The following is a 17,841-nucleotide window of genomic DNA, read 5'->3' as shown; positions in this document are numbered from 1 at the left end:
CACCGGGGCGCCTTGTGTGCCCGTCGGGTCAGGCCGCGACGGAGCCGTGCGGGTCGATGACGAACTTGCGGGCCACGCCGCCGTCGAACTCCTGGTAGCCGCGCGGGGCGTCGTCCAGGGAGATCGTCGTCGCGTTGACCGCCTTCGCGATCTCCGCCCGGCCGGAGAGGATCGCGTTCATCAGCTGCCGGTTGTAGCGCTTCACCGGGCACTGGCCGGTGGTGAGCTGGTGCGACTTGGCCCAGCCCAGGCCGATCCGGACGCCGAGGGTGCCCTCCTTCGCACTGTCGTCGACCGCGCCCGGGTCCCCGGTGACGTAGAGCCCGGGGATGCCGAGCGCGCCGCCGACCCGGGTGATGTCCATGACCGAGTTCAGCACGGTCGCCGGCGCCTCGTCGGCGTCCTTGCCGTGGCCACGCGCCTCGAAGCCGACGGCGTCGACGGCGGCGTCCACCTCGGGCTCGCCGAGCAGCTGTTCGAGGTGCTCGGGCAGCGTCCCGTCCAGCCGGAGGTCGATCGTCTCGCAGCCGAAGCTGCGGGCCTGCTGCAGGCGCTCAGGGATCATGTCCCCGACGACGACCGCGGCCGCGCCGAGCAGCTGCGCGGCGTGCGCGGCGGCCAGCCCGACCGGGCCCGCGCCCGCGACATAGACGGTCGACCCGGTCGTCACCCCGGCACTGAGCGCGCCGTGGTAGCCGGTCGGGAAGATGTCGGACAGCATCGTGAGGTCGAGGATCTTCTCCAGCGCCTGGTCCCGGTCCGGGAATTTCAGCAGGTTGAAGTCCGCGTAGGGCACCATGACGTACTCGGCCTGGCCACCGACCCAGCCGCCCATGTCGACGTAGCCGTAGGCCGCGCCGGGCCGCGCCGGGTTGACGTTCAGGCAGACACCGGTCTTGCCCTCGTTGCACATCCGGCACCGCCCGCAGGCGATGTTGAACGGTACCGAGCAGATGTCCCCGGGCCCGACGAACAGCACGTCGTCGCCGACCTCGACGATCTCGCCGGTGATCTCGTGGCCGAGCGACTGCCCGACCGGTGCGGTGGTGCGGCCACGGACCATGTGCTGGTCGGAGCCGCAGATGTTGGTGGTGACGATCTTCAGGATGGCGGCGTGCGGCGCCTTCCGCTTGATCTTGAGACCGTCGACGATGTCGGTCGGAAGCTCCAGCTTCGGGTACTCGATCGACTCGACGGCGACCTGTCCCGGTCCCTTGTAGACCACGACACGGTTGTCGGGCATGATGCCTCGCTCCCCTCGAAGGCGTTGCGCGCGATCCGCGGTCGCGGACCCGCGGGCGTCGCGCCGGGTGCCCGCCCCCGTGCGCCGGCCACGTCGCCGAATGCGACCGTGCCACGGATATGCGGATCCGAACATGGGTCGATGGGCACTGCACCGGAGGAGAGGTGGCGTGCATGGCCCCGGCCGCGGCACCGGGCGATACTGCGCGGATGACCGACGACGATCTCCTCGAGCCCCCGGTGCCGGTGCTGACCGCGCCGCACCACACCCCCGAGCGCGAGGCGCTGCAGAAGCAGGCACGCGAGTTCGCGACGACGCGGGTGCTGCCGGTGGCCGACGAGCTCGACCCGCGCAAGGGCGAGATCCCGCGCGACCTGCTCGACGAGATGGGGGAGCTGGGGTACTTCGGGATCACGGTCGGCACCGAGCACGGCGGGCTCGGTCTCGGTGCCTTCGAGTACTGCATGGTCGCCGAGGAGCTGGCCCGGGCCTGGATGAGCGTCGGGTCGATCATCGCCAGGGCCCAGGGGGCCGGGACGAACGTGGCGGACCCGGCCCGCAGGGCGGAGCTGCTCCGGCGCAGCGCGCGCGGCGGGTGGATCGGCGCGATCGCGCTGTCCGAGCCGGACGCCGGGTCCGATCTCGCCGCCGTCGAGACCCGGGCGGTCCGCGACGGCGACGAGTACGTCGTCACCGGCCGGAAGCGCTGGACCGGCAACGCGAAGGCCGCCGACTTCGTCCAGGTCCTCGTCCGCACCGCCGACCCGGAGCCGGGGGAGAAGCGCTCGGCCGGGCTCGCGACCGTCGTCGTCGAGAAGCAGCGGGACACCTTCCCCGACGGGCTCACCGGCACCCCGATCGACAAGATCGGCTACCACGGGTTCGTGACCTGGGACCTCGAGTTCGACGGGCTCCGTGTCCCGGTCGCCAACCAGCTCGGCGCGGGCGGCGAGGGGTTCGCCGACGCCCAGGCGTGGCTCAACATCGCCCGGGTGCACACCGCGGCCCGCGCCGTCGGCCTGGCCAGGGCGGCCGTCGAGGACTGCGTCCGCTACCTGCAGCGGCGCCGGCAGTTCGAGCACCCGATCGGCGACTTCCAGGCGGTGCGCTTCACCCTCGCGACGATGGCGGCCCGCGTGGAGCAGGCGCGGTCGTTCTACCAGCACGTCGCCCACCGCCTCGACCAGGGCGAGTCGTGCGAGCGGGAGGCGGCGATGGCGAAGCTCGTGGCCACCGAGATGGCCGCCGAGGTGACGGCGGACGGCATCCAGCTGCACGGGGGCAACGGTTACACCACCGAGCACCAGGTGGAGCGGCACTGGCGCGACGCCCGGCTGACGACGATCTTCGAGGGCACCAGCGAGATCCAGAAGAAGATCATCGCGGACCGCCTGCTGCCGCGGAGCCCGCTGGGGTGACAGGAGGAATTTTTTCCTGTCACGACCTGCCGACCCTCCGTCGTGTCACACAGGCGTGACACGGGCGACACCGATCGGTAGTGCGCCTGGTCCACCCTGTGCGTCTCCCCGGTCGCCCACCGTGATCGCTTCCACGCGACAGGGGACGAAGCGGACGGCGAACATCGGAGGGTGGATGGCACGGTCGGACATCGGGCGTACGGGGGCCCGCTTCGGCGCCCCGACGTCCCGGCACGCGCCCGATCCGGAGCACCCGCACGGTCGCCCCGTCGAGGAGGCCCCGGAACCCGCACCGGAGCCCGCCGCGGTTCCCGTGGACGACGCGGAGCCGCCGCAGGAGGACCTCGTCGGGGTCACCGGCGCCCGGTTCGGTGGCCACTCGGTGAAGCGGAAGCGGAAGTCCCGCAAGGAACGTGCGGCCGAGTCGGCCGCCGCCGAGACCGCCGCCGCACAGGAGGACGCCGCGGCGACCGCCCCGGACGACGGCACGGGCTGGGAGACGGCCCCGCTGCCCGCCGTCGTCGACGACCCCGGCCCGGTCGAGCAGGTCGCGTTCGCGCCGGTGCGGCCCTACGTGATCACCGGCGGCCGCACCCGGGTCCGGATGGAGCTCCGGCTGGAGACCCTGGTGTCGGTGACGCCGGTCCGCGGCCCGGTGCGGGTCGACAGCCGGGAGAAGGCGGTCGTGCTGGGCCTGTGCGCGCAGACCCGGTCGGTCTCGGAGGTGGCGGCGCTCGCGTCGGTCCCGCTCGGCGTGGCCCGGGTGCTCATCGACGACCTGGCCGGCGAGGGCAGGCTGACCGTGCACGGCGTCTCCTCCGCCGAGGACGGGCCGAGCATGAAGCTGATGGACCGCGTGCTGGCCGGACTGCGGAAGCTCTGACCCGGCGGCAGGATGGGGCGCATGAGCGACCCGCGTCCCGTCCGTATCGGGCTGCAGCTGCAGCCCCAGCACGCCGACTACTCCGAGATCCGCCGCACCGTCGCCGCCGCCGAGGAGGCCGGCGCCGACGTCGTGTTCAACTGGGACCACTTCTTCCCGCTCTACGGCGAGCCCGACGGCAAGCACTTCGAGTGCTGGACCATGCTCGGTGCCTGGGCCGAGGCGACCTCGAGGATCGAGATCGGCGCCCTGGTGACCTGCAACAGCTACCGCAACCCCGAGCTGCTCGCCGACATGGCCCGCACCGTCGACCACATCTCCGGCGGCCGGCTGATCCTCGGCATCGGCGCCGGCTGGTTCCAGCGCGACTACGACGAGTACGGCTACGAGTTCGGCACGGCCGGTGGCCGCCTGCGGGACCTGGCCCAGGCGCTGCCCCGCATCCGGGACCGCTGGGCGGCGCTCAACCCGGCCCCGACCCGCGACATCCCGGTGCTGGTCGGCGGCGGCGGGGAGAAGAAGACGCTCCGCTACACCGCCGAGCACGCCACGATCTGGCACGGATTCGGCGACGCGGAGACCGTGGCGCACAAGTGCTCCGTGCTCGACGGGCACTGCCGCGACCTCGGTCGTGATCCCGCGGAGATCGAGCGGTCCTGCGCCGTGGAAGGCTCCCCCGAGGAGAGCGACCCCGGCCTGTACGACGCCGGCGTCCGCCTCTTCACCGTCGGCCAGGACGGGCAGGGCGGCTACGACCTCGCCCGGCTGAAGGACTGGATCGCCTGGCGCGACGAGCGCAACGCCTGAGCGGCGTCAGAGGTCGCGGAGGAACGGGTCGCCGATCAGGTCCGGGATCCGCCCCGGGACGACGGCGGGGGCGTAGTACCAGCCCTGCGCATTCGCGCACCCGTACTCCCGCAGCCGGGCCGCCTGCTCCCGGGTCTCGACGGCCTCCGCGGTCACCTCCAGGTCGAGCGCGGAGGCCAGCGAGATCAGGGTGCGCAGGATGACGTCGTCGCGCTCGGCCGACCCGGCGACGAAGTGCCCCGCCAGCTTCAGCACGTGCACCGGCAGGTGGCGCAGGTAGGCGAGGTTCGAGTAGCCGGTGCCGAAGTCGTCGATCGCGATCCGGACACCCATCCGGTCCAGCTCGCGCAGCGTGGCCAGCGGCCGTCCGGGGGAGCCCATGAGGTCGGACTCGGTGAGCTCGATCTGGAGCTGCCCGGCGGGCCAGTCGTGCCGCTCCAGGGTCGCGGCGACGTCGGCGACCAGGTCGGACTCCCTGATCTGGCGGGCCGCGACGTTCACGCTCACCAGCAGCGGACGATCGGGCCGCTCGTCGGCCCAGATCCGGCCCTGGCGGCACGCCTCGTCCAGCACCCGCCTGCCGAGCGGTACGACGAGCCCGGTCTCCTCGGCGAGCGGGATGAACCGGTCGGGGCCGAGCAGCTCGCCGTCCGGTCGCTGCCAGCGCACCAGCGCCTCGACGCCGACCGTCTGCTCGTCGGCGAGCCGGACCAGCGGCTGGTAGACGACCACGAAGTCGTCGCGGCGCAACGCCTCCGGCATCTGCGAGGAGAGCTCGAAGCGGCGCACGTCGGAGCGGTGCCGCTCGCGGTCGTAGTACACGTAGCGGCCGCGGCCGGCGTGCTTGGCGGAGTAGAGCGTCGTGTCGGCGGCCTGCATGAGCTCGTCGGGGCCGAGCTCCCCGTCGTGCCGGACGACGCCGACGCTCGCCGAGATGACGATGTCGCGGCCGTCGATCCGGACCGGGCGGCGGACGGTGCCCAGCGCCCGTCCGGCGACCTCCTCCAGCTCTGCCCGGTCGGTGCTGCGCTCGACGAGCACGACGAACTCGTCGCCGCCCATCCGGGCCACGAGGTGCCCGTCCGGTTCCAGCGCCGACCGCAGCCGGTCGGCCAGTACCTGCAGGAGCTGGTCGCCCGACTGGTGCCCGAGGGTGTCGTTGACGACCTTGAACCCGTCGAGGTCGAGGTAGCAGACCCCGGGCCGGACGCCGTCCGCGCCGTCCCGGTCGATCGCGGCGGACAGCCGCTCGAAGAACAGCGACCGGTTCGGGAGCTGGGTCAGCGGGTCGTGCAGCGCCTGGTGCTCGAGCCGCTGCTGCAGCTCGAGCTGGTCGGTCACGTCGCTGAGCACGGCGACGAGCAGCTGCGCGGTGCCGTCCGGCTCACGCAGCGGTGTGACGACGGCGTCGATCCAGATCTCGGCGTCGTCGGCGCGCCGCACCGGCTGGACCAGCCGCAACCGGTCCAGGGAGCCCTCGAGGAGCCGTCGCCGCTCGGCCCAGATCCCGGGGGCGTCGGCGCGCGAGACGAACTCCTCGACGCCCATCCCCGCCAGCTGCGCGCGGGTGTAGCCGAGCATGGTGGCGGCGGCGTCGTTCGCCTCGATCGACGCGGCGTCGGGATCGAAGATGACGATGCCCACCGCCGCCGAGTCGAACATCGCCGTGAACCGGGACTCCGACACCCAGCGGGCCCGCTCCGCGGTCTCCCGGGCCTCCAGCGCGGCCCGGGTGATCGTCTCGTGCTCGCCGAGCACCTGGTGCCGGGTGGCGTCGGTGTAGCCGCGGGCGAAGGCGCCCGCGACGGCGGCGAGCCGGCGCACCCGTGCCGCGGTGTCGGCGGCCGGTTCGAGGTGGGCGCCGAGGAGCCGCAGGCTGATCTCCAGGCAGGCCGGGTCGGTCAGCCGCGCGACGATCAGCTCGCGGCCCGCGGCCGCGGGGACGGCCGGGTCGAACGGCTCCGCGACGGCGGACTCCCGGATCTGCGCGGCGAGCCGGTCGAGCAGCGGGCGGAGCTCGCCCGCGGTCGGGACGGCCCTCCGGGACAGCTCGTCGGACCAGCGTTCCGCCAGATCGGAGGCATCGGGCAGCCCACCCGCGACGAGGGCCCGCCCGTGGTCGGGGCGTGCAGCGGCGACGTCGGCCTGCTGCATCCGCCGCCCCCGTTCGTCCCCGGCGGAGGGTGTCCCCCCGTGATCGGGAGACACCGTAACCGATGCTCACGGTCCGGTGGGGCCGACCGGGTTACATCACGGGGCCCGTCCGGGGCCGTCAGGACCCGTCCGTCACCGCCGTCACCCACACGACGGGAACCCCCGCCTCGTCCGAGGCCGCGAGATCGACCTCGGCGGTGACCGCCCAGTCGCGGTCGCCCGCCGGATCGTCGAGGACCTGACGCACGAGCCAGCGGTCCGCCTCCTCGGTGAGGTCGAACAGCTGGGGACCGCGCGCGTCCGGGCCGATGCCGATCCGGTCGTGCAGGTCGTAGTACGGGTCCAGGGCCTCCCGCCAGCGGTCGGCCGTCCAGCCGGCGTCGGCGTCGAGGTCGCCGAGCTCGGCGTACCGGCCGAGCGAGGCCAGCTCCACCCGGCGGAACATCGCGTTGCGGACCATGACCCGGAAGGCGCGGGCGTTGCCGGTGAGCCCGGACGGCCCGGTGGCGATCTCGGCCCCGGGCGGGGTGACCTCGCCGCCCTCGGCGTCGGCACCCGCGGCGAGCTTCTCCCACTCGTCGAGCAGCGACGAGTCGGTCTGGCGGACGAGCTCGCCCAGCCACTCGATGAGGTCGGTCAGCTCCTCGGTGCGGTCGTGCTCGGGCACGGTCTGGCGCAGCGCCCGGTAGGCGTCGGCGAGGTAGCGCAGGACCAGGCCCTCGGAGCGGGCGAGCTGGTAGTGCGAGACGTACTCGGTGAAGGTCATCGCCCGCTCGCTCATGTCGCGGACGACCGACTTCGGCGACAGCTCGGCGTCGGCGACCCACGGCGCACCGCGCCGGTAGGTCTCCAGCGCGGCCCGGAGCATCTCGTCGAGCGGCTTCGGGTGGGTGACCTCGTCGAGCCGGGCCATCCGCTCCTCGTACTCGAGGCCGTCGGCCTTCATGGCGGCGACGGCCTCACCGCGGGCCTTGTTCTGCTGGGCCGCGAGCACCTGGCGCGGGTCGTCGAGCGTGGACTCGATGACCGACAGCACGTCGAGCGCGTAGGTCGGCGACTCCTGGTCCAGCAGCTCGAACACGGCGAGCGCGAACGGCGACAGCGGCTGGTTGAGGGCGAAGTCGAGCTGCAGCTCGTCGACGATGCGCACCCGGCGCCGGGTGGCGCCGGGCTCGTCGTACTCCTCGACGACGCCCGAGGTCCGCAGCGCACGGTAGATCGCGATCGCACGGAGCATGTGCGCCCGCTGCCGCTTGCGGGGCTCGTGGTTGTCGGTGAGCAGGTGCTCCATCGCCGCGTAGGTGTCGCCGCCCCGGCTGATCACGTTCAGCAGCAGCGCGTGCGTGACCTCGAAGTGGCTGGTCAACGGCTCGGGCCGGGCCTGCTGCAGCTTCTCGAACGACGTCTCGGACCAGCCGACGAAGCCCTCCGGCGGCTGCTTGCGCTGCACCTTGCGCCGCTTCTTCGGGTCGTCGCCGGCCTTGGCGAGGGCCTTCGCGTTCTCGATGTCGTGCTCGGGCGCCTGCGCGACGACGGTGCCGACGGTGTCGTACCCGGCCCGGCCCGCGCGGCCGGCGATCTGGTGGAACTCGCGGGCCTTCAGCGGGCGGACGCGGCGGCCGTCGTACTTGGACAGCGCGGTGAACAGCACCGTGCGGATCGGGACGTTGATCCCCACCCCCAGGGTGTCGGTGCCGCAGATGACCTTGAGCAGCCCCGCCTGGGCGAGCGTCTCCACCAGCCGCCGGTAGCGGGGCAGCATCCCGGCGTGGTGCACGCCGATGCCGTGCCGGACGAGCCGGGAGAGTGTGCGGCCGAACCCGGAGCTGAACCGGAAGCTCCCGATCGTCTCGGCGATCGCCGCCTTGTCCTCCTTGGACGTGACGTTGACGCTCATCAGCGCCTGCGCCCGCTCGACGGCGGCCTGCTGGGTGAAGTGGACGACGTAGACCGGCGCCTCCTTCGTCGCCAGCAGCTCGGTGATCGTCTCGTGCAGCGGCTCGACGACGTAGCGGAAGTGCAGCGGCACCGGCCGCTCCACCGACGTGATCTCCGCGGTCTCCCGGCCGGTGCGGCGCCGGAGGTCCTCGGCGAAGAACGAGGTGTCGCCCAGCGTCGCGCTCATTAGCAGGAACTGCGCCTGCGGCAGCTCCACGATCGGGACCTGCCAGGCCCAGCCGCGGGACGGGTCGGCGTAGAAGTGGAACTCGTCCATCACGACGGAGCCGACGTCGGCGCCGGACCCGGTGCGCAGCGCGAGGTTCGCGAGGATCTCCGCGGTGCAGCAGACGATCGGGGCCTTCTCGTTCACCGCGGCGTCGCCGGTGAGCATGCCGACCTGGTCGGCACCGAACACCTCGCACAGGGCGAAGAACTTCTCGCTGACCAGCGCCTTGATCGGCGCGGTGTAGAAGGTGCGCTCCCCGCGGGCCAGCGCCGCGGCGTGCGCCCCCATCGCGACGAGGGACTTCCCGGAGCCGGTCGGCGTGGAGAGGATGACGTTCGCGCCGGTGACCAGCTCGAGCAGCGCCTCCTCCTGCGCCGGGTAGAGCGACAGGCCGCGCTCGTCGAACGCCCAGTCGGCGAAGGTGTCCACCAGCTCGGCGGGATCGGGGGAGCCGTCGGGGCCCGCGGTGCGTCGGAGTCGCTCGGTCAGCGTCATGATGGGTCGATTGTGCCTGGCCGCCCGGGAGCGGACGGCAGGGCCGCGCAGCCGCCCGACTACCGTGTCGTCCGTGGGCGGGGGCGCTGCGACGGGCGAGCAGGGCCCGACCCTGCCCGATCTCGTCCCGCCGATGCTGCCCGCGGCCGGCGAGCTCGGCGACGCGACCGACCCGGGCCGGTGGGCCGTGGAGTTCGGCTGGGAGGGCCACCGTTGCGTGGCCTACGTGCGTCCGGGCCGGGTGCGGCTGCTCTCGTCGACGGCGCGCAGCGTCACGCGGTCGTTCCCCGAGCTGGCCGTGCTCGGCGAGCAGTCGCCACCGGGTGGGATGGTGCTCGACGGCACGGTCGTCGCGCTCGACGAGGCGGGCCGCCCCTCGCGCGGGCCGCTGCTGCGCCGGACCGCGACCGTCGCCCCGGACGACGGGCTGCGCGCAGAGGTGCCGGTCGGCTACGTCGTGACCGACCTGCTCTGGAGGGACGGCCGCCGGGTGCTGGAGCTGCCCTACCGGCGCCGCCGGGCCGAGCTGGAGGCGCTCGGACTGGCCGGGCCCACGATCCTGGTGCCGCCGTCGTTCGGGCTGGACGAGGCCGATCTCGTCGTCCGCACCGCCGAGCAGTACGGGCTCGACGGCCTGCACCTCAAGCGTCTCGACGTGCCCTACCAGCCGGGCAGGCGCACCCGGAACTGGCTGCGGGTACCGCTGCGCCGGCGCCGTCAGGTGCAGGTCGCGGGCTGGGTCCCGGCCGGCAGCACGGCGGGCCGGGAACGGATCGCGGCCGTGCTGCTGGCGCTGCCCGGTGCGGACGGCCCGGTCTACGTCGGCCGGGTCGGGATCGGCGCGGCCGACGGCGACGCCCGCACGGTGCTGGGTGCCCGTCCGGGCCGCCCGCCCGCCGACGTGCCGGAGGGGATCGCCGCGGACGCCCGCTGGCTCGCGCCCGGTCTCGTCGCGGCCGTCGAGCACCGGGGCCGGACGGCCGCGGGCCGGCTCGCGCTGCCGTCCTGGCGCGGCCTGGTCCCCCCGGACGCCCAGGACGACGACCTGCGCGACCCGGCCCCGGCGCGCCGCGAGCCGCCCGGCGGCGGTGGCGCGACGGTGCCGGTCCGCACGGCCGCGGCCCCGCCCCCCGCCGCGACCCCCGCCCCGGCGACCACTCCGGCCACCGAGGAGACCGTCCGGATCCGGGTCCGCGAGGCCGTCCCGCCGGAGGCCCCGGCCCCGGCGCCCGAGGGCCCCTGGCACGGACCGCTGTCGCGGCGGCTCGAACAGCACTTCGTCTACAACACCCTCAACACGATCGCCTCGCTCGTCCGGACCGACCCGCCCCGCGCCCGGGAGCTGCTGCTCGGGTTCGCCGACCTGTCCCGGGCGGCGGACCGGGCCGAGGAGCCGGCGATCCGGCTCGACGAGGAGCTCGCCGCGGTCCGGGCGTACCTGCAGATCGAGCGGACCCGGTTCGGTGCCCGGCTGGAGTCGGACGTCGACGACCCGCGGACGGCGGGCGTGGACCCGGCCGCGGCCGTCCCGCCGCTGGCGGTGCTCGCCGCCGTCCGGCGCGGGGTGCAGGAGGAGATCGAGCCCGCCACCGCCGGGGGGACGGTGCACGTGCGTCTCGTCACGGGCACCTGCCGGGTGGAGGTCCGGACGGCGGACCGGCCGGGCGTCCCCGGCGGTGCCGCCCGCGCCCCGCTCGTCCTCCTCAGCCTGCCGCTGGACGCACCCGCCGAGTAACGCCCGCGTGACCGGGTAACGGAGTCGCCGCCCCGGCGCGACGGACTTCATCGATCCGGATAGCGTGCGCGCCATGCTGGGGCTGCCCGAGGGCACACGTGCGTGCCTGTTCGACCTGGACGGCGTGCTGACCGACACCGCGAGCGTGCACGCGGCGGCGTGGAAGCAGATGTTCGACGAGTACCTGCGCTCGCGCGACGGTGCCGGTTTCACCCCGTTCGACGCCGGGGCCGACTACGGCCCCTACGTCGACGGGAAGCCGCGCCTGGAGGGCACCCGCAGCTTCCTCGCGTCCCGGGGCATCGAGCTCCCCGAGGGCACCCCGGACGACTCCGCCGACACCGAGACCCTGTGGGGCCTGTCGACCCGGAAGAACGCGCTGGTCCAGACGAAGATCACCGAGGGGGTCGACGTCTATGCCGGCTCGCGCCGGTACCTGGAGGCCGTGAAGGACGCCGGGCTCGCCGCCGCGGTGGTCTCCTCCAGTGCGAACGCCGAGCAGATCCTGCGGGTCACCGGCCTGGAGACGTTCATCGACCACCGCGTCGACGGCGTCACCGCACGGGAGCGGGGGCTGCCCGGCAAGCCCGCACCCGACACCTTCGTCGCCGCCGCGGCCGACCTCGGGGTCGAGCGCTCCGCGGCGGTCGTGTTCGAGGACGCGCTGGCCGGTGTGGAGGCCGGCCGCGCCGGGGACTTCGGCGCCGTCATCGGCGTCGACCGTCTCGACCAGGCGGCCGCGCTGCGCGAGCACGGCGCGGACGTCGTCGTCACCGATCTCGCCGACCTGCTGGAGCGTTCGTGAAGCCCGACCACCTGCCCACGTTCACCACCGAGCCGTGGGTGATCCGCGAGCCGCGCCTGGACCTCGGCGCGATGGGCCAGACCGAGTCGGTCTTCGCGCTGTCCAACGGGCACATCGGCCTGCGCGGCAACCTCGACGAGGGTGAGCCGCACGTCCTCCCCGGGACCTACCTGAACTCGTTCTACGAGGTCCGCCCGCTGCCCTACGCCGAGGGCGGCTACGGCTACCCGGAGTCCGGGCAGACGATCATCAACACGACCAACGGCAAGCTGATCCGCCTGCTGGTCGACGATGAGCCGTTCGACCTGCGCTACGGCTCCCTCCGCAAGCACGAGCGGGTGCTCGACATGCAGGCCGGGACCCTGCAGCGGGACGTGGAGTGGGAGTCCCCGGCCGGGCGCGCGGTGCGGGTGCGCTCCACCCGGCTGGTGTCGCTGACCCAGCGCGCGATCGCGGCGATCTCCTACGAGGTCGAGGTGGTCCACGCCGGGGACGACGACAACGGCGAGGGCGCGCTGCTGGTCCTGCAGTCCGAGCTGGTCGCGAACGAGCAGCTGCCCGGCCGCAACGGCGACGACCCGCGGCTGGACAGCGCCCTGGACAACGTCCTGGAGCCCGAGCAGTCCCGGGCCGGTGACGCCGGGGCGACGCTGGTGCACCGCACCCGCCAGTCCGGCCTGCGGTGCGGCGCCGCGATGGAGCACGAGGTCTTCGGGCCGGACGGCGTCGAGGTCACCACCGACGCCAACGAGGACCTCGCCCGGACGACGATCATCGCGAGGGTCAAGCCGGGCGAGACGCTGCGGGTGGTCAAGTACCTGTCCTACGGCTGGTCGTCGCGGCGCAGCCTGCCCGCGGTGTACGACCAGGTGCGTGCGGCGATCGCCGCCGCCCGCTACACCGGCTGGGACGGACTCGTCCGCGAGCAGCGCGAGTACCTCGACGACTTCTGGGCCACCGCCGACGTCGAGATCGACGGCGACGCCGAGCTGCAGCAGGCGGTCCGGCTCGCCACGTTCCACATCCTGCAGGCCGGTGCCCGTGCCGAGCGGCGCTGCATCCCGGCCAAGGGCCTCACCGCCGACGGCTACGACGGCCACACCTTCTGGGACACCGAGACGTTCTGCCTGCAGGTGCTGTCGTTCGTCGCGCCGGACGCGGCGGCCGACGCGCTGCGCTGGCGCAAGTCCATCCTCCCGCTGGCGTTCGAGCGTGCCGAGACCCTGGGCCTCAAGGGCGCGGCGTTCCCGTGGCGGACGATCCGCGGCCAGGAGTGCTCGGGCTACTGGCCGGCGGGCACGGCGGCGTTCCACATCAACGCCGACATCGCCGACGCGGTGAAGCGGCACGTGCACGCGACCGGCGACACCACGTTCGAGCTCGAGGTCGGGCTGGAGCTGCTGGTCGCGACCGCCCGGCTGTGGCGCTCGCTCGGCCACCACGACTCGGCCGGCAACTTCCGGATCGACGGCGTCACCGGCCCGGACGAGTACTCCTCGATCGCGGACAACAACGTCTACACCAACCTCATGGCGCAGCAGAACCTGCGCTACGCGGCCGAGGTCGCCGCCAAGCACCCGCGTTCGGCGTCCCGGCTGGGCGTCGACTCCGAGGAGATCGCGTCCTGGCGGGACGCGGCGGGCGCGATGCTGATCCCGTTCGACGAGCGGCTCGGCGTGCACCCGCAGTCCGAGGGCTTCACCGACCACCAGCGGTGGAACTTCGAGGACACCCCGGCCGAGCGGTACCCGCTGCTGCTGAACTACCCGTACTTCGACCTGTACCGCAAGCAGGTGATCAAGCAGGCCGATCTCGTCCTGGCCATGCAGATCTTCCCGGACTCCTTCACCGACGAGCAGAAGCGCCGCAACTTCGCCTACTACGAGGGCATCACGGTGCGGGACTCGTCGCTGTCGGCGTGCACCCAGTCGGTGATGGCGGCCCGCACCGGGCACCTGGAGCTGGCCCACCAGTACCTCGCCGAGGCCGCCCTGGTGGACATGCAGGACCTGGCGGGCAACACCGACCACGGGATGCACATCGCCTCGATGGCCGGCACCTGGACCGCGGTCGTGCTCGGCTTCGGCGGGATGCGCTGCGAGGCCGACGGGCTGTCGTTCGCGCCGGTGCTGCCGCCGTCGCTGTCCCGGATCTCGTTCGGGCTGAAGTGGCAGGGCCGCAGGCTGCGGGTGACGATCACGCCGGACGAGGTCGAGTACCAGCTGCACGACGGCGCCCCGATGCGTCTGCGGCACCACGACGAGCCGATCGCGCTCGACGGGGAGACCCCGGTGACGGCGCCGACGCCGACCCCGGACTGGGTGGAGCCGGTCGAGCAGCCCTACGGGCGGGCCCCGCGCCAGCGCGCCTGAACCTCCGTGGTCCTGCGTGTACCGGACGGGCGGCCCACCGGGTTGACTGTCCGGTATGCGGCGTCCTGGGGCATGGGTCCTGTTCTTCGTGGTCGTGGCCGGGTTCCTCGGGCTGTGGGTGTGGGTCGCCTCGCCCGGGACCCGGCCGGACCGCGCGGAGATCGAGGCCGCCGTCCGGTCCCACCTGCTGGCCCGTGACGGGGTCGAGGTCACGGCGTCCTGCGAGGAACCGGCGGAGTCCCCCGACGGCGCCTACCGCAGCGGGTGCCGGCTGACCTCGGCCGACCGTGCCGGGTGGGCCGCGGTGCGCCTGGACGGCCGATGGGGTGGGGACGACCGCGGCCGGCCGCTGAAGCAGCACGAGCTCGCGCGGCTGCCGTCGTCGGGGGAGTGGCGGATCACGGTGTCCGGCTCCGTGCCGGTCGCCACCGGCCCTGCCGGGCCGGGCGCCGCCGCCTCCGGCACCCGGGTCGACACCGAGACCGACCTCCGGCGCTTCTCGGGGAGCTCGCCGACGGTCGCGGTGACCATGACGGTGTGGAGCGCGCTGAAGGCCGGCGGCCGCGACGAGTTCGTCCACCTCGAGTGCCCCGGCGAGCTTCCCGCCGGTCGCGCGGTGACCTGCACCGGGACGGACCCCGTCCCGGAGGCGACGATCGAGCGGCTCGACGGCACGCAGGTCCGGATCCGCGCAGAGATCGCCCCGCAGGCGGGGTGACCGCCGTCGGTGCGCGCACCGCGGCCGATCGCGCACTACTGGTACTTTGGTTCGTCGCGCCGCCGGGCGACGGGACATCTCCCGCCACCGGGCAGCGCGGTCGTGTACGCCCTCTCGGTGGAGGATCCCCGCGCCGTGCCCGAACCCACTCCTGCCACTGCCGGCGATCCCGCTGACGACCCGGAGCTGGCCCACGAGAAGACGTACGTGGGCATGCTCTACGAGCAGCTCGAGGACCGGCGTCGCGACACCGCGACGCGGCTCGCCGCGACCCTGCGCGACGAGACCGTCGGCACCCCGCAGGCGCTGACCCAGCGTGACGCCGCGGCCGCGCTGCTCGCCGACAAGCTGGCCGCGCTGCGTGCGGCCGAGCACGGCCTCGCGTTCGGCCGGCTCGACACCGACGCGGGCGAGACCCGCTACGTCGGCCGGATCGGCCTGCTCGACGAGCAGAACGAGTACGAGCCGCTGCTGATGGACTGGCGCGCGCCGGCGGCGCGGCCGTTCTACACCGCGACGGCGGCGAACCCGGAGGAGATGCGGCGGCGCCGGCACCTGCGGACCCGGCTGCGCGAGGTCGTCGCGATCGACGACGAGCCGCTCAACCTGTCCGACATGGACGCCGAGGAGCGCGCCCGTGCCGGGTCCGGCCTCACGAGCGAGGCCGCGCTGCTGGCCGCCGTGTCGGAGGCCCGCACCGGGCGGATGGGCGACATCGTCGCGACGATCCAGGGCGAGCAGGACCGGATCATCCGCTCCAAGCCGTCCGGGGTGCTCGTCGTGCAGGGCGGCCCGGGTACCGGCAAGACGGCCGTCGCGCTGCACCGCGCGGCGTACCTGCTCTACACCCACCGGGACCGGCTGGCGCGGCGCGGCGTGCTCGTCGTCGGGCCGAACCCGACGTTCCTGCGCTACATCGGGCAGGTGCTGCCGTCGCTGGGCGAGACCTCGGTCGTCCTCGGCACCGTCGCGCAGCTCTACCCGGGACTGGACGCCCGCCGCGAGGAGGACCCCGCCACCGCGGAGCTGAAGGGCCGGGCCGACCTCGCACCGGTGGTCGCCGCAGCCGTCCGGGACCGCCAGCAGGTGCCGCGCCGGCCGATCGAGCTCGTCGTCGAGCAGCAGCGGGTCGTACTCGACCGCGACACCGTCACCCAGGCCCGCACCCGGGCCCGGCGGTCCCGCAAGCCGCACAACGAGGCCCGCCGCACGTTCCGCAAGGAGCTGCTGCGGCTGCTGGCCCAGCAGGTCGCCCGCCGGGTCGGGGCGGAGCTGCTGGACCGGCGCGACATCGACGACATCCGCGACGAGCTCGCCGAGTCGCCGGACGTCCGGCGCGAGATGGAGGAGCTCTGGCCGACCCTGTCGCCGGAGCAGCTGCTCAGCGACCTGTTCGCGGACCGCAAGCGGCTCAACTCGGTCGCCCGGCGGATCCCGGCCGAGCAGCGGCGGCTCCTGGAGCGCGACGCCCCGGGCGACGACGTCCCCTACGACCGGCGCTGGACGCCCGCGGACGTGGCGCTGCTCGACGAGGCCGCCGAGCTGCTCGGCGACGACGGCGCCGCCCAGGCCGCGGCGGAGGCCGCCGCGCTCCGGGAGGAGGTCGAGTACGCGCAGGGCGTGCTCGACGTCCTCGATCTGGAGGAGGACCTCGACCCGGAGCTGCTGCGCGCGACCGACATCATCGACGCCGACCGGCTCGCCGAGCGGATGCAGGTGTCGCGGTACGACTCGACCGCCGACCGGGCCGCGGCGGACCGGGAGTGGACCTACGGGCACGTGATCATCGACGAGGCCCAGGAGCTGTCCGCGATGGCCTGGCGGATGGTGATGCGCCGCGCGCCCGCCCGCTCGATGACGCTGGTCGGGGACATCGCGCAGACCGGCGACCGGGGCGGAGCCGGGTCCTGGGACGAGGTGCTGTCGCCGTTCGTGGCCCGCCGCTGGCGGCTGGAGCAGCTGACGGTGAACTACCGGACGCCGTCGGAGATCGCCGACGTCGCCGACGACGTGCTCGCCGAGATCGACGCCTCGCTGGAACCGCCGTCGTCGGTCCGCTCGACGGGGGAGCCGCCGTGGGCGGCACCGCTCCCGGAGACCGGGGCCGACGAGGTGCTGGTGGACCGGGTGACGGCCGAGCGCGACGCCGTCGGCGACGGCCGGACCGCGGTGCTGGTGCCGTCGGCGCGCCTGGAGCCGGTGCGGGCGGCGCTCGCCGCGGCCGGGGTGACCGATCCGGAGGCGGACACCGAGGAGCTGGACACGGCCGTCGTCGTGCTGCCTGTGACGGCGGCGAAGGGCCTGGAGTTCGACGCGGTGCTCGTCGTCGAGCCGCAGGAGATGCTCGACGAGTCCCCGCGCGGCCTGAACGACCTCCACGTCGCGATCACCCGGGCGACGCAGCGGCTCGGCGTCCTGTACTCCGGCCAGCTGCCGCCGGTGCTGAAGCGGATCAGCCGGGGGTGACCCCCGCCCGGTACAGGTCGCGCAGCAGCGCGATCTCCGCGCCGTGGTGGATCACCTCGCGGTGGATGTGCAGGACGAGCGTCGCCAGCGGCGCGTCCGCGTACGGCCCCTCCGCGGGCCCGCACGGCCGGGCCAGGCCGCCGGCCCCCAGCGCCGCCACCCCCTCGGTCCAGCGGCGGTACACCTCGTCGAGCTGGGCGAGCGCGCCGTCGGCGGTGCCGGCGTAGGTGTGCGAGGCGTAGTCGACCGGCGGCCCGCCGAAGTGCGAGTGGTTCCGCATGCCGAACACCCCGACGATCACGTGGGCGAGCCGCCAGGCGATCGTCGTCACCGGGGCCGGGTCGGGCTCCGGGAAGGCGAAGTCGACGACCAGGTCACCGGCCCCGGCGCTGTGCGACGCGACGGACTCCGCCCGCGGCCGGACGCTCCAGGCACCGGGCGCCGGTTCCCAGAGGTACTCCTCGTCGGTGAGGCCCGCGAGCCGCGGCCGCAGCGTGGTCTCCCAGTGGAAGGTGAGCTGCGCGCTCAGCTCGGCGTTCCAGTCGATGTCCGTGGTGGTGGGCGTTATGCCCGGCACG

General features: G+C 74.0%; 12 protein-coding genes. 8 read left to right on the top strand and 4 right to left on the bottom strand.

Annotation, left to right across the window (positions count from 1 at the left end):
* Nucleotides 1-28: 28 nt before the first annotated feature.
* A complete protein-coding gene (fdhA, locus tag AD017_RS27905; protein WP_060576105.1) occupies nucleotides 29-1,243 on the bottom strand; it encodes a formaldehyde dehydrogenase, glutathione-independent in 1,215 nt (404 codons plus the stop codon).
* A gap of 209 nt (nucleotides 1,244-1,452) precedes the next feature.
* On the opposite strand from fdhA, the gene AD017_RS27900 reads away from it, so the two are divergent.
* The 3 genes from AD017_RS27900 to AD017_RS27890 all read left to right on the top strand — a co-directional run bounded on the left by AD017_RS27900 (nucleotide 1,453) and on the right by AD017_RS27890 (nucleotide 4,351).
* A complete protein-coding gene (locus AD017_RS27900) occupies nucleotides 1,453-2,661 on the top strand; it encodes an acyl-CoA dehydrogenase family protein (RefSeq protein WP_060576662.1) in 1,209 nt (402 codons plus the stop codon).
* 175 nt (nucleotides 2,662-2,836) lie between these two features.
* A complete protein-coding gene (locus AD017_RS27895) occupies nucleotides 2,837-3,544 on the top strand; it encodes a DUF742 domain-containing protein (protein WP_060576104.1) in 708 nt (235 codons plus the stop codon).
* Nucleotides 3,545-3,565: 21 nt separating this feature from the next.
* Nucleotides 3,566-4,351: an LLM class F420-dependent oxidoreductase gene (locus tag AD017_RS27890; RefSeq protein WP_060576103.1), complete on the top strand. Its 786-nt coding sequence runs from the start codon at nucleotides 3,566-3,568 to the stop codon at nucleotides 4,349-4,351.
* A 6-nt stretch (nucleotides 4,352-4,357) separates the two neighbouring features.
* On the opposite strand, the gene AD017_RS27885 is transcribed toward AD017_RS27890, so the two are convergent.
* Together AD017_RS27885 and AD017_RS27880 are read right to left on the bottom strand one after the other, a co-directional pair.
* Nucleotides 4,358-6,505, bottom strand: a complete 2,148-nt coding sequence (locus AD017_RS27885) for a bifunctional diguanylate cyclase/phosphodiesterase (RefSeq protein ID WP_060576102.1) — start codon at nucleotides 6,503-6,505, stop codon at nucleotides 4,358-4,360.
* A 118-nt stretch (nucleotides 6,506-6,623) separates the two neighbouring features.
* Nucleotides 6,624-9,167: an RNA helicase gene (locus tag AD017_RS27880; RefSeq protein WP_060576101.1), complete on the bottom strand. Its 2,544-nt coding sequence runs from the start codon at nucleotides 9,165-9,167 to the stop codon at nucleotides 6,624-6,626.
* Nucleotides 9,168-9,240: 73 nt separating this feature from the next.
* On the opposite strand from AD017_RS27880, the gene AD017_RS27875 reads away from it, so the two are divergent.
* From AD017_RS27875 to AD017_RS27855, 5 genes are all read left to right on the top strand, one after another.
* Nucleotides 9,241-10,902 (top strand): histidine kinase, encoded by a 1,662-nt coding sequence (locus AD017_RS27875; protein ID WP_168172294.1) that lies wholly within the window; start codon nucleotides 9,241-9,243, stop codon nucleotides 10,900-10,902.
* A gap of 73 nt (nucleotides 10,903-10,975) precedes the next feature.
* Entirely contained in the window at nucleotides 10,976-11,707 is a 732-nt protein-coding gene (locus tag AD017_RS27870) for a beta-phosphoglucomutase family hydrolase (protein ID WP_060576099.1), read from the top strand.
* Nucleotides 11,704-14,079: a glycoside hydrolase family 65 protein gene (locus AD017_RS27865; protein ID WP_010235648.1), complete on the top strand. Its 2,376-nt coding sequence runs from the start codon at nucleotides 11,704-11,706 to the stop codon at nucleotides 14,077-14,079. The genes AD017_RS27870 and AD017_RS27865 overlap by 4 nt, the downstream gene beginning before the upstream one ends.
* A 55-nt stretch (nucleotides 14,080-14,134) precedes the next feature.
* Nucleotides 14,135-14,797: a hypothetical protein gene (locus tag AD017_RS27860; RefSeq protein WP_060576098.1), complete on the top strand. Its 663-nt coding sequence runs from the start codon at nucleotides 14,135-14,137 to the stop codon at nucleotides 14,795-14,797.
* Nucleotides 14,798-15,010: 213 nt separating this feature from the next.
* A complete protein-coding gene (locus tag AD017_RS27855; protein WP_227012879.1) occupies nucleotides 15,011-17,263 on the top strand; it encodes an ATP-binding domain-containing protein in 2,253 nt (750 codons plus the stop codon).
* Here the strand turns inward: AD017_RS27855 and AD017_RS27850 are convergent.
* Nucleotides 17,250-17,840 carry a DinB family protein gene (locus tag AD017_RS27850; RefSeq protein WP_227012617.1) on the bottom strand — a complete coding sequence of 197 codons (591 nt, stop codon included), beginning with the start codon at nucleotides 17,838-17,840 and terminating at the stop codon, nucleotides 17,250-17,252. The genes AD017_RS27855 and AD017_RS27850 overlap by 14 nt on opposite strands.
* Between the last annotated feature and the right edge of the window lies 1 nt (nucleotide 17,841).

The sequence above is a fragment of the Pseudonocardia sp. EC080619-01 genome, assembly GCF_001420995.1.
Taxonomy (GTDB): Bacteria; Actinomycetota; Actinomycetes; order Mycobacteriales; family Pseudonocardiaceae; genus Pseudonocardia.
Note: the sequence above shows the minus strand (reverse complement) of the source record. Positions and strands in the feature narration are given on the sequence as shown.